Source organism: Methylophaga thiooxydans DMS010, from assembly GCF_000156355.1.
Lineage (GTDB): Bacteria > Pseudomonadota > Gammaproteobacteria > Nitrosococcales > Methylophagaceae > Methylophaga > Methylophaga thiooxydans.
In genome coordinates this window covers 124,698-149,341 of the sequence record NZ_GG657883.1, presented here as the reverse complement: position 1 = coordinate 149,341, position 24,644 = coordinate 124,698, and the positions used below count along the sequence as shown (strand labels likewise).

Annotated in this window: 29 protein-coding genes; 10 read left to right on the top strand and 19 right to left on the bottom strand. The window is 44.4% G+C overall.

The window, feature by feature from the left end; translation table 11 throughout:
* The first annotated feature begins 24 nt into the window (after positions 1-24).
* From MDMS009_RS00965 to MDMS009_RS00955, 3 genes are read left to right on the top strand one after another with little or no spacing between them, the layout of a single operon-like run.
* Complete coding sequence (locus MDMS009_RS00965; RefSeq protein ID WP_036313402.1) at positions 25-315, top strand: PepSY domain-containing protein; 291 nt, start codon at positions 25-27, stop codon at positions 313-315.
* A gap of 6 nt (positions 316-321) precedes the next feature.
* Positions 322-1,005 carry a response regulator transcription factor gene (locus tag MDMS009_RS00960; RefSeq protein WP_008290115.1) on the top strand — a complete coding sequence of 228 codons (684 nt, stop codon included), beginning with the start codon at positions 322-324 and terminating at the stop codon, positions 1,003-1,005.
* On the top strand, positions 962-2,344 hold the full coding sequence (locus MDMS009_RS00955) for an ATP-binding protein (RefSeq protein WP_237700443.1): 1,383 nt from the start codon (positions 962-964) through the stop codon (positions 2,342-2,344). Before MDMS009_RS00960 ends, MDMS009_RS00955 begins: the two co-directional genes overlap by 44 nt.
* Here the strand turns inward: MDMS009_RS00955 and yjgA are convergent.
* The 5 genes from yjgA to MDMS009_RS00930 are packed head-to-tail and all read right to left on the bottom strand — an operon-like array spanning position 2,341 to position 7,104.
* Positions 2,341-2,865 carry a ribosome biogenesis factor YjgA gene (gene yjgA / locus MDMS009_RS00950; protein ID WP_008289871.1) on the bottom strand — a complete coding sequence of 175 codons (525 nt, stop codon included), beginning with the start codon at positions 2,863-2,865 and terminating at the stop codon, positions 2,341-2,343. The genes MDMS009_RS00955 and yjgA overlap by 4 nt on opposite strands.
* 1 nt (position 2,866) lies before the next feature.
* The gene (locus MDMS009_RS00945) at positions 2,867-3,283 is read right to left on the bottom strand and encodes a secondary thiamine-phosphate synthase enzyme YjbQ (protein WP_008289938.1); all 417 of its coding nucleotides are present in this window, start codon (positions 3,281-3,283) and stop codon (positions 2,867-2,869) included.
* The gene (locus MDMS009_RS00940) at positions 3,283-4,326 is read right to left on the bottom strand and encodes an anthranilate phosphoribosyltransferase (protein WP_008290072.1); all 1,044 of its coding nucleotides are present in this window, start codon (positions 4,324-4,326) and stop codon (positions 3,283-3,285) included. Before MDMS009_RS00940 ends, MDMS009_RS00945 begins: the two co-directional genes overlap by 1 nt.
* Entirely contained in the window at positions 4,326-6,347 is a 2,022-nt protein-coding gene (gene ligA, locus MDMS009_RS00935; protein ID WP_008290065.1) for an NAD-dependent DNA ligase LigA, read from the bottom strand. Before ligA ends, MDMS009_RS00940 begins: the two co-directional genes overlap by 1 nt.
* Positions 6,331-7,104 carry a cell division protein ZipA gene (locus MDMS009_RS00930; RefSeq protein ID WP_008289956.1) on the bottom strand — a complete coding sequence of 258 codons (774 nt, stop codon included), beginning with the start codon at positions 7,102-7,104 and terminating at the stop codon, positions 6,331-6,333. The genes ligA and MDMS009_RS00930 overlap by 17 nt, the downstream gene beginning before the upstream one ends.
* A 59-nt stretch (positions 7,105-7,163) precedes the next feature.
* Here MDMS009_RS00930 and queF point away from each other — a divergent pair, with 59 nt between their 5' ends.
* Both queF and cysZ read left to right on the top strand, forming a co-directional pair.
* Positions 7,164-7,553 carry a preQ(1) synthase gene (gene queF, locus MDMS009_RS00925; protein ID WP_008290012.1) on the top strand — a complete coding sequence of 130 codons (390 nt, stop codon included), beginning with the start codon at positions 7,164-7,166 and terminating at the stop codon, positions 7,551-7,553.
* A gap of 107 nt (positions 7,554-7,660) precedes the next feature.
* Positions 7,661-8,395 carry a sulfate transporter CysZ gene (cysZ, locus tag MDMS009_RS00920; RefSeq protein ID WP_008289975.1) on the top strand — a complete coding sequence of 245 codons (735 nt, stop codon included), beginning with the start codon at positions 7,661-7,663 and terminating at the stop codon, positions 8,393-8,395.
* Between the two features lie 13 nt (positions 8,396-8,408).
* Here the strand turns inward: cysZ and MDMS009_RS00915 are convergent, their stop codons facing one another.
* The 7 genes from MDMS009_RS00915 to MDMS009_RS00890 all read right to left on the bottom strand — a co-directional run bounded on the left by MDMS009_RS00915 (position 8,409) and on the right by MDMS009_RS00890 (position 12,373).
* Complete coding sequence (locus MDMS009_RS00915; RefSeq protein WP_008290029.1) at positions 8,409-8,609, bottom strand: (2Fe-2S)-binding protein; 201 nt, start codon at positions 8,607-8,609, stop codon at positions 8,409-8,411.
* 126 nt (positions 8,610-8,735) lie between these two features.
* Positions 8,736-8,885, bottom strand: coding sequence for a DUF3096 domain-containing protein (locus MDMS009_RS15980; protein WP_008290033.1), 150 nt, complete (start codon positions 8,883-8,885; stop codon positions 8,736-8,738).
* 136 nt (positions 8,886-9,021) lie between these two features.
* The gene (locus MDMS009_RS00910) at positions 9,022-9,564 is read right to left on the bottom strand and encodes a cytochrome b (protein WP_008290091.1); all 543 of its coding nucleotides are present in this window, start codon (positions 9,562-9,564) and stop codon (positions 9,022-9,024) included.
* Positions 9,565-9,603: 39 nt separating this feature from the next.
* Entirely contained in the window at positions 9,604-10,155 is a 552-nt protein-coding gene (locus MDMS009_RS00905) for a hypothetical protein (RefSeq protein ID WP_008289842.1), read from the bottom strand.
* Positions 10,156-10,811: 656 nt separating this feature from the next.
* Complete coding sequence (locus MDMS009_RS00900; RefSeq protein WP_008289963.1) at positions 10,812-11,141, bottom strand: DMT family transporter; 330 nt, start codon at positions 11,139-11,141, stop codon at positions 10,812-10,814.
* 408 nt (positions 11,142-11,549) lie between these two features.
* Positions 11,550-11,840 carry a GNAT family N-acetyltransferase gene (locus tag MDMS009_RS16645; protein ID WP_052298132.1) on the bottom strand — a complete coding sequence of 97 codons (291 nt, stop codon included), beginning with the start codon at positions 11,838-11,840 and terminating at the stop codon, positions 11,550-11,552.
* Between the two features lie 38 nt (positions 11,841-11,878).
* Positions 11,879-12,373: a hypothetical protein gene (locus MDMS009_RS00890; RefSeq protein WP_008289961.1), complete on the bottom strand. Its 495-nt coding sequence runs from the start codon at positions 12,371-12,373 to the stop codon at positions 11,879-11,881.
* Positions 12,374-12,752: 379 nt separating this feature from the next.
* Between MDMS009_RS00890 and MDMS009_RS00885 the strand changes: the two genes are divergently transcribed.
* The 4 genes from MDMS009_RS00885 (at position 12,753) to MDMS009_RS00870 (ending at position 15,565) form a co-directional block, all read left to right on the top strand.
* Positions 12,753-13,247, top strand: a complete 495-nt coding sequence (locus MDMS009_RS00885; protein ID WP_008290112.1) for a hypothetical protein — start codon at positions 12,753-12,755, stop codon at positions 13,245-13,247.
* Positions 13,247-13,534 carry a hypothetical protein gene (locus MDMS009_RS00880; protein WP_043887697.1) on the top strand — a complete coding sequence of 96 codons (288 nt, stop codon included), beginning with the start codon at positions 13,247-13,249 and terminating at the stop codon, positions 13,532-13,534. The genes MDMS009_RS00885 and MDMS009_RS00880 overlap by 1 nt, the downstream gene beginning before the upstream one ends.
* 107 nt (positions 13,535-13,641) lie before the next feature.
* Positions 13,642-14,763 carry a hypothetical protein gene (locus MDMS009_RS00875; protein ID WP_043887695.1) on the top strand — a complete coding sequence of 374 codons (1,122 nt, stop codon included), beginning with the start codon at positions 13,642-13,644 and terminating at the stop codon, positions 14,761-14,763.
* 58 nt (positions 14,764-14,821) lie between these two features.
* Positions 14,822-15,565 (top strand): hypothetical protein, encoded by a 744-nt coding sequence (locus MDMS009_RS00870; protein ID WP_043887693.1) that lies wholly within the window; start codon positions 14,822-14,824, stop codon positions 15,563-15,565.
* Here the strand turns inward: MDMS009_RS00870 and MDMS009_RS00865 are convergent.
* A complete protein-coding gene (locus MDMS009_RS00865) occupies positions 15,549-15,818 on the bottom strand; it encodes a hypothetical protein (RefSeq protein ID WP_237700442.1) in 270 nt (89 codons plus the stop codon). The two genes, MDMS009_RS00870 and MDMS009_RS00865, sit on opposite strands and share 17 nt — an antisense overlap.
* A gap of 253 nt (positions 15,819-16,071) precedes the next feature.
* Between MDMS009_RS00865 and MDMS009_RS00860 the strand changes: the two genes are divergently transcribed.
* Positions 16,072-16,779 (top strand): SDR family NAD(P)-dependent oxidoreductase, encoded by a 708-nt coding sequence (locus MDMS009_RS00860; RefSeq protein WP_008289911.1) that lies wholly within the window; start codon positions 16,072-16,074, stop codon positions 16,777-16,779.
* A 440-nt stretch (positions 16,780-17,219) separates the two neighbouring features.
* Here the strand turns inward: MDMS009_RS00860 and MDMS009_RS00855 are convergent, their stop codons facing one another.
* The 6 genes from MDMS009_RS00855 to MDMS009_RS00825 all read right to left on the bottom strand — a co-directional run bounded on the left by MDMS009_RS00855 (position 17,220) and on the right by MDMS009_RS00825 (position 24,511).
* A complete protein-coding gene (locus MDMS009_RS00855) occupies positions 17,220-18,260 on the bottom strand; it encodes a YHYH protein (protein WP_008290046.1) in 1,041 nt (346 codons plus the stop codon).
* Between the two features lie 108 nt (positions 18,261-18,368).
* Positions 18,369-18,929: a dihydrofolate reductase family protein gene (locus MDMS009_RS00850; RefSeq protein WP_008290104.1), complete on the bottom strand. Its 561-nt coding sequence runs from the start codon at positions 18,927-18,929 to the stop codon at positions 18,369-18,371.
* 540 nt (positions 18,930-19,469) lie between these two features.
* Complete coding sequence (locus tag MDMS009_RS00840) at positions 19,470-20,195, bottom strand: hypothetical protein (protein ID WP_052298138.1); 726 nt, start codon at positions 20,193-20,195, stop codon at positions 19,470-19,472.
* 86 nt (positions 20,196-20,281) lie between these two features.
* Complete coding sequence (locus tag MDMS009_RS00835) at positions 20,282-22,069, bottom strand: ATP-binding protein (protein WP_008290060.1); 1,788 nt, start codon at positions 22,067-22,069, stop codon at positions 20,282-20,284.
* 136 nt (positions 22,070-22,205) lie between these two features.
* Positions 22,206-22,895: a hypothetical protein gene (locus tag MDMS009_RS00830; RefSeq protein ID WP_008289922.1), complete on the bottom strand. Its 690-nt coding sequence runs from the start codon at positions 22,893-22,895 to the stop codon at positions 22,206-22,208.
* Between the two features lie 431 nt (positions 22,896-23,326).
* Positions 23,327-24,511: a pyridoxal phosphate-dependent aminotransferase gene (locus tag MDMS009_RS00825; RefSeq protein ID WP_008289980.1), complete on the bottom strand. Its 1,185-nt coding sequence runs from the start codon at positions 24,509-24,511 to the stop codon at positions 23,327-23,329.
* Positions 24,512-24,644 lie beyond the last annotated feature (133 nt).

Genomic DNA, 24,644 nt, shown 5'->3' with positions numbered 1-24,644 from the left:
GCAGACTAATGTTAAGGTTGACTGATGTTGAAATATAGCTATCTGCTGCTTGCGCTTTGCTTGAGCGTGCCGGTGCAGGCTGATGAACTGCCGCCGTATGAGAATGCCCCAGGTAACAGTATTAATGAAATAGAGTTGCCATTGACGCGACATACTGCAGCAGAATTAGCAAAGGTCGAAACCAATGGAAAAATTCTTTCTGTCGATGAAGAAAGTCGTGATAATAAAGTCATCTTTCGTATCAAGGTCTTGCACAATAATGGCAAAGTTAAAGTTCACCGTATCGATCGTGATACCGGTCATGCAGTTCCCTGAGTAGCTATGCGAGTTTTAGTAATCGAAGATGAAGTTCATTTGCGTGAGCAAATTGAGCAGCAACTCAAGCAGCAAAATCTAACAGTCGATGCTGTCAGCGATGGTGAAGAAGGCTTGTTTATGGGATCTGAATATCCCTATGATGTCGCCATCATCGATCTTGGCCTGCCCAAATTATCAGGCATCGACGTTATCCAACAATTGCGTCAACAAGGCGTGGACTACCCTATTTTGATCCTCACAGCCCGTGGTCGCTGGCAGGATAAAGTAGAAGGGTTAGAATCAGGTGCTGACGATTATCTGGTCAAGCCATTTCATTTTGAAGAGTTACTGGCGCGACTCAACGCACTCTCCCGTCGAGCTTCAGGCTGGGCGAACCCAACCTTATGCTGTGGCCCTATTTGCCTCAATCCAAGTACGCAACAAGTGACCAAACACGATCAAGTCATTGATCTCACCGCCTATGAATACCGTCTTTTGCACTATTTACTGCTGCATGCGGGTGAAGTAATTTCAAAAACAGAGTTGACGGATCATATCTACGAACAAGACCAGGATCGTGATAGCAATGTCATCGAAGTCTTCGTCAAGCGTTTGCGTGGCAAACTTGATCCCGACAAAGCATTAAATCCTATCGAAACCTTGCGTGGCCGCGGATACAGACTCAATCTACCTCGTGAAAGTATTTAATCTGTCCTTATCCACCCGGCTGTTAATTGCCGTCAGTCTGGTGTTAACTGCCTTTCTGGGACTGTCCGCGATCAGTCTGAATAATGCATTTGAAAGCAGTGCTGAATCAGAGCAAAAGAAACGTCTCAAAAACTACATTTACACCTTATTAACAGCGGCTGAACTCAATGAGCAGGGCGAGCTCATTATGTCGAATGATCTCGCTGAGCCTAAGTTCTCTATTCCTAACTCTGGACTTTATGCTCAAATCACCAATGAGAGAAAAATTATCTGGCAATCGCCCTCCGCGCTTGGTCACTTTTTAGTCTTGCCTTTTAACCCCGGCCCATCACAAGAACACTACGCCGTAGTTGATATGGATGCCGGCATTACATTACAAAATTTAGCTTTCGGTATCGTCTGGGAAACAGACACCGGCGAGGAAATTGATTACACCATTAATGTCGCTGAAGATATGAGCACATTACGCGAGCAAACCGCGGGCTTTCAACGCAGCCTGTGGTATTGGCTTGGCGGCACAGGCTTGATGTTATTGATAGCTCAGTGGCTTATTTTACGCTGGAGTTTACGCCCTCTACATGATGCGGCTGTCGACTTACATGCGATTGAAACCGGTGAACACCGTCGCCTTAATGATCAGTACCCCAAAGAGTTAAAGCAGCTCACCAATAACATTAATGCATTACTGGATCATGAAGAATCACGGCGCCTTCGCTATAAGAATTCACTTGCCGATCTTGCTCACAGTCTGAAAACGCCGTTGTCTGTCTTTAGAGGTGAATTAGCAGGTAGCCGAGATTTGAATGAACTCAAGCAGACTGGCTATGAACAGCTAGACCGTATCAGCACCTTAGTAGATTATCAGCTGCAACGGGCTTCTACCGAAGGTAAAAGTAGCCTACTTGCACCGGTGTCATTAGGCGAAATCATTCATAAAATTATCAGTAGTCTAGATAAGGTATATCAAACCAAACACATCCGTTGCCAGTGCGAAATTGAACGCGATGCTTACATCCATGCCGATGAAGGTGATATGTATGAATTGTTAGGTAATTTACTCGAAAATGCCTACAAATATTGTCATTCTCAAGTTCACATTATTGCCCGTAGTGTGAATGACACCATCTTTATTCGTGTGGAGGATGATGGCGCTGGTATTCCCATGCGTGCAGAAGGTTTCGTTATCAAACGCGGTCACCGTATCGATACACAAGCCGAAGGTCAGGGCTTGGGCCTCGCTATTGTTAGCGACATCATCATGGCCTATGAAGGCAATATCAACTTAGAACGCGGGCACCTTGGCGGTGCCAGCTTTGTGATTGAATTACCGCGTCATTAACCTTGCTGTTGTGACTGCAAATAGTGGAATAACTGACGCGCCGCTTTAGGCGGTTTATTTTGCTTGGCTTCACGATCTGCATTTCTGACTAACTGACGCACATGTTGCACGTCAAAGTCCTCAAATTCGGCAATGAGCTCTCCGTAGACAGCATTATCGCCTGCCAGTAAGCGATCACGCCATTGTTCCAATTGGTGAAACTGCTTCACTTGCCCCTGATGCGGCAACTTGAGTAAATCCACGTTACGCCTGATATCGGCATGATCTTCTCGCGCTAAGATGCCACCAATAAAGCCAACTTGACGTTTCAAGGCACCTTTACTCATGCTTTGTGCTTTGGTTATCGCATACAACAAGTCTTCCGATAAACTCAACTTTTCCAAATCTTTTGCTGATAAATCCATTAACTCTTTACCGAGGTCTTTTAATGCGTCAAGTTCACGCTTAACCTGTGATTTACTTTTTTCCAGATCCCACTCTTCTGACCAGTTTTCATCTTGGTCACCTTCAAATTCAGACATATTATTCACCTTGAACTGTCACAATGACGCGACGACGTTGTGGATGGGTACGATGTTCCCACAAATAAATTCCCTGCCAAATCCCTAAATCACACTGACCACCACTGACTGGTATGGTTAGATCTGGATTTGTTAACACCGTTCTGACATGGGCGCTCATATCATCAGGACCTTCGTCCTGATGACGAAACATCGGGTCACCATCTGGCACAATGTGTTGCATAAAGGTTTCAAGATCATGCCTGACATCGGGATCGGCATTTTCACATAGCATTAACGAGGCGCTAGTGTGTTGCACAAAGACATGACAAGTGCCTGTTGAAATACCTGATTCAGCGACCAATTGTTGAACATCTTGGGTGATATTATTAGTGCCACGGCCTTTATTGCTGTAGGTAAGCGTTTGTTGATAAACCATTAATAAATTCCAGAATCAAAATGAGTCTTGGCTTTGCCTGTGTTGATAATCGTCCTCACATGGTCAGCCGCTGCTAGTTGAGAGGCAAACAAGCCTGTGTGCCATAAAGCAATGGCGGCACCAAATACCAAACTGTCATAGGCTGGCCCGGTTTGTCCTGATAAGGCCTGTAAACCTTCTTCAAGAGTACGCTCTGCCGTGACCGTATCATCGACCTTAACACCACGCGTATCTTGCTTGATGCCAAACTGTTGTGGATCAAGCGCACAGGTCAGCATGTCACCATTAATCAATTGGTGATTGTTTGAAATATCACGCAGCGTCGGCACAATACCCCCTTCTAGACCTCTGGCAATAAACGCTGAATCATAACCAAACGCCTCAGCCAGCCAGCCCAGAATCGCAGGATATTCTTTATGCACAAAACCGATAGCTAAATGGGTCCTGCCTTTTGATTTCAGTGGCATCACCATTTTTTCCAAAGTCGCCAGGCTCGGACGTTTGATCATCTGTGTACGCAATGCTTGCAAGGCAAACAATTTCGGGCTCGCTTGAGATTGATCAATATAAGCCCAGCCTGTTTCTGGCTGGTTAATGACCTGTTTGGCAGCAACCACATTCTGGTTAATGTCATACCCGGCTAACGCCAGAACTTGGGCGTGGGTGACACCAAATTTGGGCCCCATTTCAAACACGCCCTGAGAAACAGTCGGTAAACCAGCAGCGGCTAGCACAGCCGGCAAAAACGCAGTAACAGGACAATGACGGTTAAAGCCGTTGTAGGGATCAGCAAAAATAAGTAATTCATCGGTATCGGTTTGCTGTTGCTCCGTCACCGATTGCAGAGCTTGCAAAATCCCCAGATTTTCTTCGTTAGTCTCCCGCTTCATACGCATTGCAATAAAGAAAATGGCAGCCCTGACCGGTTCCGCTTCACCGTTCAAAATTTCTATTGTTGCAGCAAAGGCTTCTTCCTGCGTTAAGTCTTTACTCAAGTGTGGGCCGGTAGCTACTTTTTTGATTGCATCTGCAATTGCTGTCATTATTTTTCCTGTTTTAACCATTCAAGCAGCATTGCTTCATCAACAACACTTATATCCAGCGATGCGGCTTTTGTTAGCTTGGAACCGGCGTCAGCACCCGCGACAACATAATCTGTCTTTTTAGACACGCTACCAGCCACTTTTGCCCCTAAGGCGAGCAACTTTTCTTTGGCCTCACTGCGTGACATTTGCACCAGCGTACCGGTCAACACAATCGTTTTGCCACTCAACGCTGAATCAGAATGACTTTTTTCTTCTTGTGGCCAGCTCACCCCTACGTCAATAAGACGGTTGATGACTTCAAGATTGTGTGGCTGTTGAAAGAAAGTCTCGATGTGATGCGCCACGATGGGTCCGACATCCTCGATCTCCACCAACGCTTCTGAGTCTGCTGCTTTCAATGCATCCAAATCGGCAAAGTGCATGGCTAAAGATCGTGCCGTTGCTTCGCCGACTTCTCGTATACCCAAGGCATATAAAAATCGTGGAAAGCGTGTTTGTTTCGAAGCTTTTATAGCACGCACTAAATTATCAGCTGACTTTTGCCCCATACGTTCCAGACCAGCGAGTTGCTCAACTGTTAACACAAATAAATCAGCCGCATCTTTGATCAATTCGGCATCGACCATTTGTTCTACTAATTTGTCGCCAAGACCATCGACATCTAAGGCTTTGCGTGAGGCAAAATGTTTAATCGCTTCTTTACGCTGGGCAGGACAAAACAAGCCGCCACTACAGCGTGATACCGCTTCGCCCGCTTCTCGCTCTACATCAGAACCACAAACAGGACACTGAGTCGGCATGACAAACTCACGCACGGTGTCAGTGCGTTTACTGAGTATCACTTTAACGACTTCGGGAATAACATCACCGGCGCGACGCACAATGACCTGATCACCGATACGAACGTCTTTACGACGAATTTCATCCTCATTGTGCAAGGTCGCATTACTCACCGTCACGCCACCGACAAAGACCGGCTTAAGTCGCGCAACGGGTGTCAATGCGCCGGTTCTGCCCACTTGGATTTCAATATCCTCAATCGTGGTCATCTCCTCTTGCGCGGGGAATTTATAGGCTATTGCCCAACGTGGGGCTCTCGAAACAAAGCCCAAGCGCTCCTGCAAAGCCGTGTTATCAACTTTTAAGACAACGCCATCAATATCATAGGCAAGACTGTCTCGCCGTTCACCAAGCTGCTCAATATAACGATGACAGGCTTCTAGACCTTCTAGTTTTTTCAATTCTGGTGAGATACGACAGCCCCAGTTGGCAATCATACTCATTGCTTCTGTGTGGCTTGCGGGTCGCGCTGCACCTTCAATATATCCGATACCGTAACAGTAGATTTCCAGAGGACGTGTCGCGGTGATTTTTGAATCTAATTGCCTTAATGACCCTGCCGCCGCATTGCGGGGATTCACAAACACTTTCTTATTATTATCAAGTTGGCTTTGATTTAATCGCTCAAATCCGTCTTTAGGCATAAATATTTCGCCACGAACTTCAACAATCGCAGGTATATTGTCACCGCTAAGCTTTAGTGGAACAGATTTAATTGTGCGTACATTGGCAGTCACATCTTCGCCATAATTGCCATCGCCGCGTGTCGCTGCTTGCACCAAAACACCTTGCTCATAACGAATACTGATTGCTAAACCATCAAGCTTAGGTTCTGCAGCGTAGATTTGTGGTTGATCAGTGTTCAACCAATCACGTACACGCTTATCAAAGGCCGTTAAAGCCTCCTGATCAAACACATTGTCCAGCGATAACATCGGCATCGCGTGTTCGATTTCAGCGAACTTGTCTAATACTTCGCCCCCCACACGCTGGGTCGGCGAGTCAGCTGTTAATAACTCAGGGTGTGTCTGCTCTAATTGTTGAAGCTCACTGAAAAGTCGGTCATATTCAGCATCAGGAACTTCAGGGTTATCAGTCACATAATAGAGATAATTATAGTGATTTATCAGTTCACGCAGCGTCGCAGCACGTTGCTGAACCTCAGTTGAAATAGTCATTCGGAATTTGGTTACTCTCTGCTTGTTCTGCCATTTGGTATTCGAGAATACGTGCTCGCATTGACTCTAATAAAGCATCGCTGACAGGCTCGCGGGTTTCATCACACAACACACCGCCCAGCTCTTCATTCATTCCGCGAGCGGTATCCAGCAAATCATCAAACAGAGCCATGCCATTAACCGGACCGGGCAATTTGGCAAAGATCAATAAACCTGGCGTTGTCATAGATACGAACTTATCTGGCAGCAAAGTACCGGGATCGAGAATATTAGCCACACTGAAAAGCGTTTGTTTTTGACTTCCCGCGGTTTGTCGATGATAAATCTGCATATCACCAAACCGGAGATCATGCTGTTCTAAGGCGGCTTTTACCGCTTTACCGGTAAAGGCTTTTGACTCAGGTGCCATGATGGTGAAGGCAATCACCATATCCCAATCCTGTGGCTGCCCTGCCTGTTCATCTTGTGAAGCCGCTGCTGTTTCTTTGCTTTCAGAGGCTTCGTCAAATAAGTCAGGCTCAGCGGGACCTGTGTCAGTCAAACGCTCATCGTCAGACGTCGCGTCATCCTGACTATGCAACTCTTGGTCAAAAAGTGCGTCAAAGCGCTGTTGGAATGAATCATCCGCTTCGGTATCTTCAATTTCCAACTCGCGTTCAAATTCATGCGCGCGCTGCTGACTGCGTTGATTCGTATACCAACTAGCGGCAATAAACGCCAAGACAATAACAATGGTAAGAACAATAATTTCTAGCACTTAATTTAATCTTTCACTTAAGAGATAATGTCGTTTTTTAAATCAACCTGAGATTGTACATGTCCACTCTACCAAGCAAACAACTGGAAACCTTCGATAATGCTACACCGGAACGTGATTATAGCATTCACATAGAGACACCTGAATTTACTTGCCTATGTCCTAAAACCGGCCAACCTGATTTTGCCACGATTAAACTAGATTATGTACCCGATGAAAAGTGTGTTGAGCTGAAATCGTTCAAACTATACATCTGGTCATACCGTGATGAAGGCGCATTTCACGAGAAAGTAACCAACACAATTCTTAATGACTTGGTTGAAGCTACCGATCCGCGTTTCATGCGTGTTACCGGTGTTTTTAATGTTCGTGGCGGTGTTTATACCACTGTTGTCGCCGAGCACCGTAAAGAAGGTTGGGTGCCACCAACACCCGTAACCCTACCTTAAGCTTCTCATGATTCTGTAGCCCGATGTCGTCTGGCATCGGCTGCATTGTCACATTGTTTTTTTCAGCTTCGGTCTGATAAACACGCTAAAAATAACGTGAGGTCAAAATGCAGAATATGGTCAAAGGCGCACGCTATTTAGTTCAGGGGTTTAGCCTTATCAATCAGCCGGGGATTCGTCGTTTTGCGTATTTACCCATGCTTATCAACACGCTGTTATTTAGTGTGGCTCTCTGGTTTGGGCTGAGTAATTTTGGTGGCTGGTTGGATGCGTTAATGCCAACATGGCTTCCCGCTTGGCTGGAAAGTATTTTGACCTGGCTTATCTGGCCTTTATTTATACTGTTATTAGCCATTATTGTCTTTTTTTCATTTTCCGTTATCGCGAATATTCTCGCGGCACCATTCAACGGTATTCTGGCCGAAATGGTCGAGAAAAAAATGACAGGAGGTTCACCACCTGACATGCCATGGGCACAGCTGCTCAAAGACACGCCCAAAATGATCTTCAATGAATTGCGTAAAGTCACTTATTTACTGATGTGGGTTTTACCCTTATTGATACTATCATTGATTCCGGGACTCAACTTATTTGCCCCGCTACTCTGGTTACTCTTTTCTAGCTGGACTTTGGCGCTCGATTACCATGACTACCCGATGGGAAACCATCAGCTTGCATTTCGACAACAACGTGAGTTGCTAAGACAAAATCGTGGTTTGGCATTAGGGTTTGGTGGTGCCACCATGTTGGCAACCATGATTCCTATTCTGAATTTTTTAGTCATTCCCGCTGCGGTGGCAGGCGCTACCAAGTTGTACTTAGAAAATATACAACAAGACTAAGGCTCGGTTTCGCTTACAATTCAGCGATATATTGATCCAGAATCGTTTCGATATCCCACTCACAGGATCCACAGCCAGATAAAGCTCCTGTCTTGCGGGAAATCGTATCGGCATCCACGATCCCCTGCTCAATGAGACTATGGATCTTACCTCGCGTTGTCCCACTGCAATCACAAATTACTTCATCTAAATTAGCTGCACTTTTCTCAGTCATCACTACATATCTATCAAAACCTAACCACTATTATCGCTCAATAGTTCTTCCGGTAACACTTTGTCGCGTTAATAACGCCGCTAGCGTTATAGATGCCTGAACAATCAGGCATCTATTTAGCTAAGTTCAAGGGGTAATATTGATGTTGGCACCAAACAAGCCAACCAAGCCAATAATAATTAAATAAAGTGCCACGATATAATTCAACAAACGAGGCATCATCAGCACAAGAACACCGGCAATAAGTGACAACAAAGGGGTTAAAGAAATTGTCATTGTTTTCTCCTTGGCAACTAAATGAACGTGAAGTATGCCTGTGATTGACAATCAGTCGCAAGGAACTTATTAGCATTATTCAGACAAAAAAATGGGCCCCGTAAGGCCCATTCTCTGTTCAAAACTTGAACTATTTTTACCAGCGAAGCATGCGACGTACAATACCGTCGTTTCGGAATGCGTGGTAAATCGCACCACTCACATGCACCGCAATAATCCCTAACAATGCCCATGCAGCATAGGTATGCAGTTCACCCCAAAATTCATTCATTTCTTCATCAGGGGCAGCAATGCGAGGGAACTCAATCGTCCACCAAAAGACTGTGTCCCAGCGTGTATGTGCCGATGACAGGTAACCTGTCACACAGACAGACAAAACCAGACCGTAAATCAACACATGCGCCAATATCGCCATCCAATGCATAGATGGCGTCATATGCGTTGAGTCCACGGGTGCTGGTCGATACTTAAGTCGGACGTAGAGCAGCATCAAAATTATAATGACTAACGTGATACCAATGTTTTTATGCAGTTGGAATGGGAATGCCCGAAATTGCAGTTCAGGTGACGGCAAAGGTAAGCCCATCATCCACCAACTGGAGATAAATAAGAAAAATATAGAAACAGCCAGTAACCAATGCAGGATTACCGCTGTTCTGTTAAAACCTTGTCTTTGCATAACAGCTTCCGTTTATAGTTCGTTGCAATGATTGGAGAATTAAGCATTCGCCTGCGTATGTCTGCCAGCAATCGCCCCCACCAGTAACATCAAGTGGAGAACAAACCAGAGCAGAATACCGCCAAGATAGACTTCACGCAGAGTCGGCCCGGTGTTGACTACCGCAGCAAACTGCAACAGATCAACAATGGCCAGACCGGAAAATACAGCCACTGCTGCCACGGAAGCTGAGGGCGTATAATTCACCAGCGCACCACCAATGATGATGGAGATAAATGCGAGTATTGCACCAATACCAGCCAACGTCATTTGAGCACTAGGGAACCAATCGGGAGCAGATAAAGCCATCCCTTTGACATGCTCAATCAAGTATTCACACTCAGCGACACTGATCCCCTCTTCTTCCAGTTCTTCTGGCGGGCAATCAGCCTCAGGCATGACGCCACTTGCGGGCATATGCTCAACAATAACCGCTTGCTTCATGGCCTCGTTACCATGAACGGCAGTTAAGAAAACACCCAACATGATAGCGATAACACCAAGAATACTGGCCCATGCCGGGGTATTATTATTTAATCCTTCAGACACCATACAGCACCTGTCCTTTCGTTGTTATTAATGTAATTTCTCTCTTAATCTGGCTAAAAACTGAATGCTTTCAGGACCCCCTCCTCTCGAAGCAACATTTTCAACTCAGCTGACAAAACTAACATAGCCTGATTAGCCAAATCAAAGGCTGTGACAGAGAAACTCAGCAATGGTTCATTGCCCAAGTTTTATGATCACAGGGTCTGCCAGTTTGATATTTGTCAGCTTGATTTACGGGTTAAATGTTCGCTCGACCGCTTTCCCACTAGGCTCATCGAACTCCCAGAGCGCCACGTTTCCATGCATTAAGTGACAACAGATTTGAATGTAATATTCAACCAGCGTTTCTTGCCGTTATCACTCAGATCTCTGAAAATGAATTTTTATGGAACCGTAGTGGAGCGACGAGAAAATAGTGCATCGCTTCATTGCAGACAGTGAGTTTGGTACGGGGAATATTGTCGTTGTGCGCCGTCGATTTATGCGCTTTCACTCGAGTCGACAGAAAGCTTGAAATGCATTTCTAGTTTCTGTTCTGCCTACATAAGCATTTAAGACGATGCCAGCGCTCTGGCACACCCACTCAAGGATTTTGTTATCTAACTTTCGAACTAAGCTGCCCTAGCCAAACAGAGGTGATGCTTAAACGACGCGTTAGACTAATGGCTAATTGTTTTTGAAAACACATTGATTACCACGACGCCTAAAATAATCAATCCCATGCCGATAATTGCCGGCATATCGGGAGTTTGCTTATATAAGAGAAAACCAACAAGCGCCACCAAAACGATACCAACGCCAGACCAGATTGCATAAGTGATGCCTATGGGTATTACTCTTAGCACAAGGGTTAAAAAGTAGAACGCAATACAATACCCAACAACGACAATGACGCTTGGGACTAACCTTGTAAATTCTTCTGATGCTTTTAAAGCACTCGTCGCTGCAACTTCGGCAATAATGGCAATGGCTAAATATAAGTAGGTCATTTTATTCTCATTGTATTGGTCTAATGCCAAACAGAGCTGCACAAATGTAATGCTGGCTGGCTTGAATGTTGTGGCTATGTACCCTTTGGTTTCGAGGCTAGTGTACTCCATTTGCATATTGCCACCTCTTAATTTGAGGCGGTAAATTGAATTGAACCAAACTCACCTGAACACTCTACCGCGAGCATGACAACATCAATTGCTAGCACGATCTTTATCGATACAACAGTCTGCGAACATTATTTGCCAGAATGCATCACAGTGAGATAAGTGTCGCCTTGAATGACATATTTTATCCACTTACCTGCATCACTTGATATTCGTCATCAGAGTCCGTACTAATGGAAGTGGTTTGCCACCCTCTTGTCTGATAAAACGCGAGTGCTTTAGTATCCGCCGAGATGCATTTTAATGTCGCTGGTCGTCCAATCTTAGTAAGACCGAAGGTGAGGAAACGAGAACCAATTTCTGGTCCGAGAACTTTGGTAATACATAAAGATGATGGATAAAATTATCCTGCTCCCATATAGAGATGAAGCCAACCACACGGTCATCCAGCGTTGCAACCCAGACTCGCTCTCCGTCTGTATCCTTTTGAAAGTCATCGAAAATAACATCCTCGGGGTTTAACAAATGAAAAGCCTCGCTTCGTGTCTGGAAGTAGACATCACATAACGCAGCAAGGTCACTTTCCCTCATTTCAGGATTACTATGCCTGCTTGTTGGAGCATAACGCCTCACTCAGCCGCGGCGTCAGCGGTCGGCAGCGCTAATTCATTAGCTGATAGCTCATTCAGTACTTCTAACTCTCCCTCTACTGTTATAAGCGGCTTGGTTCTAGAACACGTGCTCGTTGCGTAATAACCGTCTTCACCTGCTCCATCAAGATAGAGTAGATAGGTTTCACCTTCCGCGAAAGCATAACCACACATACCTTTCGCCGTGTTGATTCTGGTATGGAACAACTTGCCGTGGCTACCCTTCCATGACTGAATCTCGTTGAACTGAGTTATCTCTTCGCCCCACGCCATATCACTGGGAATCGGCTCACCGGATGACAGCACTTCTGTAAGCGGATTTATGCGTATCGCCTGAGCTAAAACAACCGAGTCCACACGGCTAAAAGACTGGTTTACCGCCTCCTTCAAGGGGAGCTCATCGAAAGCACAAGAGCAAGCAAACCCCGCAGTTGGAACTAGCAAGACCGACAATGTCAGTACCGTTTTGATCATGATTATTCCTGGGTTCACGCAACTATTACTTACCGATCACGAGTTAAGGGGAGCTTTTACCGCGTACCGAAAACCAGCGTGAAAACTCAATGTAGCAAGGATTTCCATTCAACAAACGGGTTACAACCTCTCATATTAAGCACTCTGGTATACACGCCCAACATTACCATTCTCACTTTTCCTGAAGCCTTAAACTTGACTCGCTGGTGAACAAAAGCAATATCTTGATACTGACCGGCAGTCGCGAGTGAGCTAATATAATGCCATAATCAAAGCGCTCAGCGACTGCAGAACAACTCAATGGAAGTCATATTTGTCACCAGATTTGTGTGGCTCAAAGCTTGGGCTGATAACTAATTTACACTCAATAAATGGAATTATGTTGAAAACACTCTTGCTCGCCACATTACTACTGCCAGCGTTTGCACAGGCTCAATCATTTGATTTCGACTCGGTTAATGGCGTTGTCATTGGTCAAAGTATTGAACAGCTCAAGCAACACTATCCACAAGCCAAAACGGCTGAAAACCAAATCAACACGGAGTGTTACTACGTTGAAATTCCTGAAATTGAAGGTGTTCAATGGATGGTTATAGATGGCATCGTTGCTAGAGCGGATATCCCAACATCATATAAAAGCCCAACGTTACCCGTTGTCTCAGCGTTTATTACAGGCCAACTAACACCAGAACAAGCGGCCAGTCGCTATGCAAACATCGAACTGGACGACCATGAGTACCAACAGGGCTATCGCGTGAGCTTTATTAATGCGAACGGCGATCGCGCCGTAGTGGCAGATTATGTGAACAGCATAGTAGAAAATGTTCGCATCGGCTTAATTCCGGCTGCGATGTTTATCGAGGGGTGCGCCTAATGAAACTCTTATCTCACCTAGCGTTGTTGTTAGTCTCTCTGCTGCTCGTCTCCTGTGCACATAAACAAGGCGGTGCATGTGAATACCAAGCCATTAACGAGCTGATTGAAATCACAGCTTTACAGCAAAATTCAGTAGAGACTACGGGGAGTGTTATTGAAAATTTTGACCGTAGAGATTTTGACACAACACCAGCCATTGGCGAGCGTTACCGCGTGCAAGGGAGACAACTTATTCGTGGAAGCTGCACACCGATAACTGATCTGCAATTAACTAAGATGCAATAAACAACGCTCTACTGCATCAACGCTACAATCGTGTTAACGACGCAAATGCCTATCCTGATAAGTCGTTTTTGCGAGTTTCACAGCTATTTTTTACTCAGGAACAACCATTGAAAATCGCGCTTAGCTTTATCCTTGCAGTAATGCTTGCCTGGGGATCTGACCATAGTTTCGCCATGGATAATGATCCCGCCTCACTCACGAAACACATAGAAACGCTACAGGGTATCTACGGACAATATCGTGACCGACACGGAAAGCCCTTATCCCTTCCATCGAGCATAAAAAACCGCTACCAATCACTGTCAAGTGACCCCGCACCATCACAAAACGAAGTCTCAGATTTTACCCAAGAGGTTCAGCAGAATATCGCAGACTTCATCGAAGCTGAAAAAGTCAGTGATAAAACCAATAGAACCTTAGATCTGTTTTCAATGAACCTGTTAAAACTCGGCATGAAGTCGGAACTGCCTGTAAACATCAAAGCCATTGATGCAAGCTACTTCGACATAATCGAAAGTGACACGTTTACGGGGGGCGATCTTTTAACCTACCATCTGCGTTACCAAATGGCACTCTCTGACTATACCGAAGACGCGTTTAAAGCTCTGGAAGCACGACAGACAGTGATGCGTCTTGGACGTAAATTGGACATTAACGCCGCGAAGCTGGCTAGCGCAGACACAGCAGGCATCGCCAAAGACACCGAAAAATTTATAGCCGCCATGAACGAGGCGGAAGATCTGACAAAACAACAGAAGTGGTCTGCTGCCACGCATGAGTTTGAGCAAGTCCTCATCTTAGCCAACCAGCTTGCCACAAAGATAGAAGAAAAACTGGTCCAGCGACACGCGACAAAAGTGACCGAACTGGAAGCGCTCAACACAAAAATCAACCGGCTAGAGAAGAGGATCGAAGGCTACGCAGACGATTTCAAAGCCCCCTGCCAAAAAACTATCGTTGATTACTCCTGTGCTGAGCAATGCCCGGAGCGACGTGAATGGGACGTTATTTTTAATCACTATAAAAATGTCCCTGACTACCCATGCCTGTCTCAATGCAACAATGCCCAACAAGAAAAGCAAGCCTCATTCGATCAGGAACAAGCAGCCTGCTTCGATGAAAAACGCCGTATAAAATCAAAAGGCCTGCAGCTTATTTCTGAAAGAGATAGCTTGCTCAATAATCAGAATCGTCTTTTAGATGAACTTCAGGACTTGAGTCGGCTTTAAACGCCGGATAACTCTCGGCCATGAGAAAATATCAACCATCGTTAAAATTAAGCCCATTATGAACAACACACGCGATCGCTTCTTAACATTGTTTTTTGTTCTACAGATAGCCGCTTGCGTGCCAAGCGTCAGCAAAATCTATAATGGGCCAGAGGTGACAGGAACCGTTGTTCGTCTGTCTAATCTCACGCCTGTCGCCAACGCCAGAATCTCCTACGAAGGCAGCAGTTCATCGTCAAGCGACATCTCATTTACTGAATCAAACACTCAGGGGCAATTCACGCTTATCCCCGTTGCAACGACAAAGCTGGAAATACGTATGCCTGCTCACATGCTCACGCATACAGTCATTTATACGCACCATGCCAGCTATGGAGCATCGGCTGATGTAGTACAGAGCTTATGGATGAACAGAGAATATGAACAGGTGGATGTGGGCACTATTATCCTTGATGATAACCCCACCGAATACGCATCACCCTTAGTTGAAAACGGTGTCGATATTAAGTCGCTGAAAAATAACCTGCAAACGCAAAGCCTGCTTGGTCAATGCAATTATGATGAGGCTACCGGTGCCATTAACAAATTAAATGTTGTCCGGAAACTCGCCAGTCACATCGCTCAAGCAAAGTCAGATGGTACTGAGCCCAAGATTGCCAGCGCTTACCTGCAAACTATGAAAGAAGGAACACAGGACATCTGGTCGCATTTGATTGCCAGCTGCAATAATGGCAAACCATCCGATAAACTAAAAAAGCTAAAGTCACAGGTAGTTGCAGAACTTGTCACGGACACGCTTTAGAGACTTCATCGAGTTCACAGGGATAGCAGCTACGAATGTCACTTCCGCTATACGTATTGCAAACCTGACCTAACTCATCATCCACTATGAATGACCGCTCTAGGGAAGAGGCGTAATAGTGAGTAAAATCCGTAGCTTGATCTTTGAATCTGGTCGTTAGCGCCCTGTCATCAATCACCTGAAATAAATCATCTACCGTCACAATAGACTGATAAAACGCATCGTCATCAGCGGCCAAAACAAACTGTGGCACGCTCAATAAGAACGAACAACCAGCTAAATAGCTTATTACGTTCAACCCCATTCGCCCCGTCATATTGCCCTCCTCACAATTTAGTTTCCTTTCTTCGCCCTGAAACACTGCTGATTTTCATATTTATTAGAAATTGTTTCCCCGAACCATTAACTTTAAATAAAGCAAAGCCTGAGGCATCTGCAGGAATTTCTTGTTAGCTTCGTTGTTTATATAGGTTATTGGTATTCGACTTTTTTTCATAAGGTGAAGCATGAAAATACTTATCGTCGGTGGTTCGGGGGGAATAGGTTCTTCACTTGTTTCATCATGTTTAGATTATTACCCAGAAAGTGACATTATCGCCACCTATAACACTCATCCCGGGGACATTCATCACTCTCGCCTACAGTGGCGAAAACTCGATGTCACGATCGAAGATGATATAGAAAATTTATCAAACGATTTAGGTAGCATTGATTTGCTGATAAATGCTGTCGGTTTCCTGCATTCGGAAAGTCAAAAACCAGAAAAAACAATCAAAGAATTCGACCCAACTTTTTTTCAGCATAATATCAACATAAATACACTGCCAAGCATCTTATTAGCAAAGCACTTTATGACGTCTTTGCGATCTAATAAGACCACTCACTTCGTCGCGTTTTCAGCAAAAATAGGTAGTATCGAAGATAATAGAATGGGCGGATGGCTAAGCTACCGAGTGGCCAAGTCAGCACTTAATATGGCGATGAAAACTATCGCCATCGAATGGTCTTTAAAAGTGCCTAATTGTTGTGTTATTTTATTTCACTCAGGCACGACAGATACTCAACTATCGAAGCCATTTCAGAAAAATTTACCCGTTGGGCAACTTCATTCTACAAACCACACCACCGACGCACTATTAGACATCATAAACAGCTCAGCTCCAGCCGACACGGGAAAGTTTATGAGTTACAACGGCTCAGAGATTCCTTGGTGAGTGAGCAGCTAACGCGTGATTAATGGGCAAAAATGCATGACTACCAGGATGCTCATTTGCACGAGAATTCAAAGGAAAACGCTAAATTTCTCTTTAATTCGCTTTCTCAGTATTTAGGCTCTGACATCATTCTGATGCCTTTATCAGATCGACTGTATACCGAAGGCGTTTATTTTTTCTGCCCGATCTTTATCACACACTCGTTAAACTCTGGGCTGCCTTTTACGTGTCCGACAGATTCACAGTAGTCGCCAAAGAGTTTTACAAGCTCAGGAGTGGGCTCTGATGAACTACAGCCGGCAAGCAGCAAGCACACCACCCAAAAGCTCAACGCATGTATTATCTGTTTCATCTAAAAGCCCATGTCTCATGATTCGTTCAAATACGGTGTTTATCGACCTAATAGACTGCTATAAAAAGCATTATTGATTGAAATGTAATCACTTTTCTTCGGGTTTCTCTGCATGAGCATCGCGAGGAGGATGTCCGGTTGGATGTGCTCCATGAGGCGGTCCTTCAGGGCGAACCGTTTCTCCGCGGAAGCACTCAATGAACTTATTCTCGCTTGGGCTTGCAGCATGGTAGTGATAGCCTCTGACTTCATCAGTTTGACCACGGCACCCATCTAGTGACTCTGCTTCTTCACCCTCTAAATTTTTCAATGCATAAATAGCATAACCATCTGATGCATAGCCTATTAGTGGCGCGTGCCCATCGTCACTCGTCAATTTATCAGTGCATCCCGTCGTAGAATGATAGTGGTAGCCTTGGTGAACGTTGATGTGTCCACCACAATCATCGAAGGCGGCTATCGTATAAGCGCCTAAAATGGCATCAACAGGTGCCGCCGCAGATAACTCGGTTCCGTCTAGCGCGATACCCACAGTGTGTACTCGACCTACGCTTTCAGCAGGGATTGGTGTGGTTGGAATGAGGAAGCTACGAGAGAAATTATCATCAAGATACGATAACTCGCACTCAATACAATTTTGCATATATTCTTCTTCAACATCTGGCTTTGCTGCCCCTAAGCAGGCTTCTTTTGTTGCGGTATAACGCACCTTATTTGTCTTCGCGTCATAAACCATCCATTTTTCGTCGCCATAATACTCACCCAGCTTGAGAATGAACTCTCCGGTGATGTCGACCAAATCGCCAGTGCCCTCTTTACTAAACCAGGCACCACTTACATCAGCACCATCGCTGGTTGTTCTGGGGCAGAAAGGCCCCGGTGCTCTTCCTGCTGGCGCACCATCAGTGACGAGCTGGTAACAAGTCGTTTTTGTACCTTCACCGGTTTCACAATCAACAATTTTTGGCTCCTGGATAAATGCGTCCTTTGCGAACATAGACATATCCATACCTTTAGAAACATTTTTTTGTGTCTCTACGTTATCAGAGGAGTCGTTACATCCAACTATTACCGTTAGCGCAGCAAATACAGCAGTACCGATGAGTGATTGGCGACTTAATAAATTCATAATTTTTACCCTTTTTTTCAGCTCATTCAAAACTACTGATTTCAATTTGAAATTTATAATGCTTTTAGCAAAAAAGCCACGCTTTTCGGCGTCGCTTGCCTAGACTTCTTATAAATAATTTACGCTGTACTTCTCTTGAATGAAATCATTCGGAAAGACTACAGCTTCAGAATTTTCAAGCTTTACTCTCTGACTAAGATTCCCGAAAAGTGGAATACCGTCACCTAAAAGCACAGGAGCTTTTGTAATGGTCATTTCATCAATGAGTTTGCTGTTTAGAAAGGATGTGATGGTTGAACCACCATCGATATAGGCATGTTTGTGGCCGCCATTCTCCAACGCCAAAATTAAATCTTGGATGTCGCCAGAGTAAAGCTCTATTTTTCCAGAAAGGTTTTCTGGCGCTTCTTTTATTGTGTTACTTAATACAATTATGCGTATGTTTCCGTAGGGCCACTGCTCGGGTGTTAAGTTCATACTGGAAATCATTTCCATGCTTTTACGGCCCATAATCATGCAGTCTACCGAATCCATGAAATCTCGGAAGCCCATATCTTCAGATCCCATATCAGCTCCCAAGTTGCCTGCCGTATGAAGCCAGTCAACTTCGCCATCAGGTGTTGCGATGTAGCCATCGGCACTTGTTGCTATATATACAGAGCATTTCATATTTCAACTCTTTTGTAGGATGCTAGGGATTACTTATAACAGCGACAAAAGCGGACGTATTTTAAGTTAAAAAAGCGAGAAAGAAGCAGCTTAAAACCGTTCCGCTACTTGTGATTATTACTAGCTTGGACAAATTGCATATAAATCCGTATACGGAGACTTAATGTCTACGCTGAATTCTGGCTCGGTGGTGCATTTTAAGTGGTAAGCATAAGAAGCAATGATTGACTGCACTTGATCAGGCGAAAACTTCCTAGGCATTTTCTCATATGGCAGACTCATTCGAATCTGTGTGTGATCTTGATTTATATAGACATTTGAAGCGTTATTATCAAGAAGCGACCAGTTTTGCTGTGGCTGGGTGGTGCAAGCAATCATGGATAGTGATAGAAAAATTAACAGCGTACTTTTGATCATGCCTCATCCTTGTGATGACTTATAACGCCTTGCTAAGCGGCAATAAAATAGTTGGCTAAAATTAGCGAGGAACGAGCAAAAGCCAACTGTTTTTTTGTCCGTTTAAGCAACTTGTTAGCTTCTTTATGTGATGCGTAAAGGCTCATATACGACCTTTGCGAAATCTACTTTTAATTCATTGATAAAAGGAGCTTCATAAGCTCTGGCATCAAAACCTTTAAACTCCACCCCTTTTTCTTTTAATGCAGTGAATGCTCTACAAACAGCTGATATAAAAATAGGCATAACATTCACATAAACCTGCTTGATTGGATATCGTTCAGACTCAGCCTTTTGCTTTATATCTGAAAAATTTAACTCGGAACCAAGCTGACTTAAGAGCTTCTTACGATTCTTGCTCCCCATTCGTGACTCAATATAGGGAGACTGAAGGCTTTCATCTATTCTGAGGTAAAAATCTTCAAGCTTATAGAAGTATCTCATTCTAGCTGTCGAATCTAAAACATCATAACCAGCAAGAAGAAACTCTGCTCCGAGATGTTTTTTATAACCTTCGTTCAGAGCCATATTGTGATTCCAGCTTTGAAATAGAAGGTGGTCACGATGATGTATAGCATTACGCATTAGAATTATTGCGGCAGTATCCCCATAAGAGAAATAATCGAGATCATCTTTAGTTACATCATATAAGCTGTGAAATGCCTCTAGCTTTGCCTCGAAGGCACGATCCAGATTTTCAACAGCTTCTTCAATATCAATAGTTTTTAGTCTTTGAAAATCCATGTGTGTTTCAACATAAATTCTCATTGAGTTGGCTAGTTTCTTTATTGCTTGTTCTTTAATGTCCACAAAACTCTCTTGGAAGCTAACGCCGCGCTCTGCGGCAAGTTTGTAGCGCAGCGGAAAACTTGTCCGACAGCAGTTCCTTGTTAGCTCTAGCTGCATCGCTGCAATATTTCATTAAACCAGCCTAGAATTTCTCCATCTGGGTCCCTTCCATCAAGTCTTTCTTTAGTCATTTTCTTGGCTGCAACTCGATTTAGTCTTCTTTTTGCTGTTCTATCATTCACTCCGAGAGCAGCGCCTACGAGCGACGGCACATCACAGTCATCTGTATAAGTAACACTTATATTTAGCGCTTCTTGAATCGCATCTGGATGGAGATAGTTTTCGGCTTCCCGCTTGGACGTGATAAATGCTATGGAGCCATCGCCTCTAGCATTTACTGCGTCACATGTTTCTTGATATTTGGGTGGGTTCTGATCATCGCGATCATAAATATGCACTTCTGGCTTCCCGATATTTTTAAGGTAGTGGCCATTAACCCAATCTCTAAGAGTGTCTCCACCCAAGGGAAGTAATACTATTCTTGGATCATTTTCAAAGTCAGGGGCCATATGACCTTCATCGAGTAAAAGTGCCGACAAATTTTTGAAGAACGCTATGTCATTTGGCCCTTCAACGCAGACTATCACCTGCGCCCTGCTATCAGGAAGAACACCCAAGTCTTTAGCTATAAGCTTAAATACATCATCTTGATTAGAGTTGACCTCAATCTCACCATCTTGATTCTTGAAAATATGTCTTATGGATTTGATTGGCAATTGCTCAGCGAGTGCTGGAACATGAGTAGTAATAACTATTTGGCATCCATCTTTATCAGCCATTTCAGAAAAGGCTTCAACGAGTAGCTTTTGTTTATCGGGATGTTGAGAATTTTCGGGCTCTTCAATAGCGTAGATCACACCTCGATCCTGATATTCTCGCTTAATGCGTTCCGCCTCTGCTTTAAAAAAGCTAATCAGAACCAATCGTCTTACTCCGCTACCTCTTTTGTTTATGGGGATATCATCGTCTCCAGCTAAGGACAACTTAAAAATACCTTCCCATTTTGGATCTGCCTTAAAGTCAGGAGTAAGTGACATGGCGAGTTCAGGGTCTAAATCAGCCAAATGCGACAAAGTGCTATTTGCGACCGTAAGAGCTCTTTGTTTGACTTGATCTTTAATATCTTCTAACTGTGGAGATATATCCTCAATTGCTTGAGATATTGCCACTTTCATTGGGTCTTGAACTTCGGCTTCCTCATCAGTGCTAGGTCTATCTGCTCTAAATAGCGCAAAGTGCGGTAAGTGGTTCTGAATTTGTTCTAAAATAGCTTTTCCATCTTCTTTCGATAAGGCTACAGATTGTTCTTTAAGCTTTAGATCACCAACAGCGTCATAAATAGCCTCTCGCAAGCTTACATTAGATCTATTGTCCTCCGCTGCTATTCCTAGCGACTGAGCAATAGATTTCAATTCATCATTCTTTTTTAAAAGAATTCCCTTGGCATTCCTTGCACTCGGATGGACACAGTTTGCCATATAGGCTCCGGACCCTTTTCCTTTTTTGAATACCTTCGATAACGAAAGTGTCCCACCATCGGTTAACAAATACTCTCGATCCAAGCTTGTTACAGATGTGGCATCAAGCACTATTTCTTGTGGCAGCTCCTCAAACTCACAGGTGATAATCACATCTTCATTTTCACCGGCATAGACACATTTATCCCCAGCTTCATATTTGCATAGCTTATGGCCAAAAAATATTCCTAGCGCATCGAGTATTGATGTTTTCCCAACATCATTTCTTCCAATCAGGCCTGTCATATTGCTGAAAGATATTTCCGTTTCTGTCTGGTAGGCTCGAAAATTTTGAACTTTAAGTTTCTTGAGCTTCATATATCTTCCTTATGGCTGAATTCTTTTTGGGGGCTAACGCTTGCCATCACCGGCGGAAAAACCGGAGCGAAGCGGCGTTTTTGGCGTCCGGTGGATGGCCTGGTTAGGTTTTTGGACCATCAGCCAAGGCACCGGGTCACACTTTTTTGATCATTAATTCGAGAAAGTCATCCTGTTGCTGGCCATCGATAAAGCTCCACCGAGCGAGAATGCCCCACAAGAAATTGCCCACGTACTTCACAGGATCGTCCGTGTATGCACTAGAATTCTTTAACCTGTTGATATTTTGGTTTAAGAGCTTAAAGGAGCTATGGACTCTCTCGTCCTGGATGGCGACATTGTTCAGTACATAATTGACTTCGGAAGCCAGCAGTTCCATTTCGAAAAGCAGGTCCTGGAGGAAGTCATTCCGATCATCGAGACCGTTAAGCGCCTCGTACCAGCGCTGCTTGCCATTCGCGTCAAAATACGCTTTGAACTCAACGTGGTCACACAGCTTTTTGGGTAACTTTGACTCGTGGGTGCCAACAGAACTAAAAAGTAACACCTGAATCACTGATTCCTTAAACTGTTGATAGTGCTGACTCAAGTTATCCCGCAGCAATTTCCGGCGCTTTGCCTCTGGGTATTGAACTACCAGGGCCCAAAAAAAGAAGCTTCCCAAGTAAGCAACGGACAAGCTGAAGATAATTGAATTTCCGATGTGCAATGAATGTAGTATTGGCTCTATCCACGTTCCCTGAAGTGGAGAAATGACAGGTTCAGAAGCTCCAGAGAAGAGGCCAAAGGTCGCAAAAATAGCGAGCAAGATCAGAAAATACTTCACGGTCGGAATTTTTCCACGAACAGCAATACTCCTCTACAAACCTAACAGCCTGTTAATGAGGCCGCTGGCCTCATAATAAATAATATCTGGCGGCCTTTTAATTCTTGAGACGAAAAAACCAGAGCATCGCTAAGCCTCTGTAAATGTGATAAAAATAGACGAATGGTTTGTTTTTGAGAAAATAAAACAGAGCCGACAATACGGAATATTGTCTTGTTTAAAGTAGAGTTATTCAGGGATGAGGTCACTTCCATGCAACAAAAATCTTCATTTCTTCAATCCATTGAGTCAATGATACGAGTTGAGTGTGATAGCCAGCGCACCATGAGCAGTTGTCCTTACTTGACTAGATATTTTCATATTCTTTCAACATAAGCAACATCCCCCACAATTAGCTGATGCTGATAACAACTGATGTTTATGCACCAAGCTTAGCTAAAGCGTTTGATTGTCTGGCCTACCCTTTCAGCTGCTTCCAGCAGCCTTTCTTCGCTGGTGGTGTAAGCAAACCGGCAGTGGTGTTCTGCCTGAAAGTTGCCAAAATCCAGCCCCGGCGTAATGGCAACGCCAGCTTCTTTCAGCAAATAGCGTGATAACGCCATGCTATCCGGAACCTTGTCATTGAGTAATTTTGAACAATCGGCATAGAGGTAAAACGCACCTTGGGGAGTTACTGGCAAGGTGAAGCCAAGTTGTTTGAGTGCTGGCAATAAGGCATCACGACGCTGCTGAAAAACCTGTCGTCGTTGTTCCAAAACATCTAGCGCGTTTTGTTTAAACGCAGCCAGTGCTGCATATTGCGACATGGTCGGTGCAGCTAGGTAAAGGTTTTGTGCCAATTTATCCATGACCTCGGTGTAGCCTTCTGGTACAACTAGCCACCCCAGTCGCCAGCCCGTCATGCCAAAAAACTTAGAGAAGCTGTTAATAACAAAGGTCTGAGCATCAATGGCTAGGGCTGAGGTAGCTTTAAATCCATCATAAGTCAGGCCATGATAGATTTCATCTACGACTAGTGTGCCCTGTTTTTGTTTGACGGCGTTGGATAGTAACTCCAGTTCTTCTTTGCTGAGAACGGTGCCCGTTGGATTGGATGGCGATGCGAGCAACGCCAGACTGGTTTTATCATCCCAATGCTGCTCAATGTGATCAGCAGTTAATTGATAATTTGAGGCGGCGGTGACTGGCACAGCATTAATGTCGCCCTCAACAAAACGGGCAAAGTGGCGGTTACAAGGGTAACCGGGATCAGCCAACATGACTTTTTCGCCCTGCTCCAGCAACGCGCCCATGACGAGAAGTAATGCACCTGAGGCGCCTGGTGTGACGACGATTCGCTCAGGGGAAATATCAAGCTGATAGTAGTCCTGATACCAGTTGGCAATGGCTTCACGCAACTCAGGTAAACCTAAAGCTGGCGTATAGTGCGTCTTACCTGCTTTAAGCGCTTTTACACCCGCTTCAACAATTGGCTCAGGGGTGTCAAAGTCCGGCTCCCCTACTTCCATGTGAATAATGTCTTGCCCTTGGCTTTGCAGCTGTTTTGCCTGAGCCAGAATATCCATAACATGAAAAGGAGAAATTGCTGCTGCCCGTTTTGCCATTCGTTTGGTCATTGTTATCTCTTGAAGGTGCCGTTATTACTGGTTTAGGCCTGATTTACTCATCTTCTTCATGCCCTACTGTTATGGCTAATTGGCATAAATAGTTAGTCCTAAAACAGCACATAGTCTAAGCCACTCATGATCA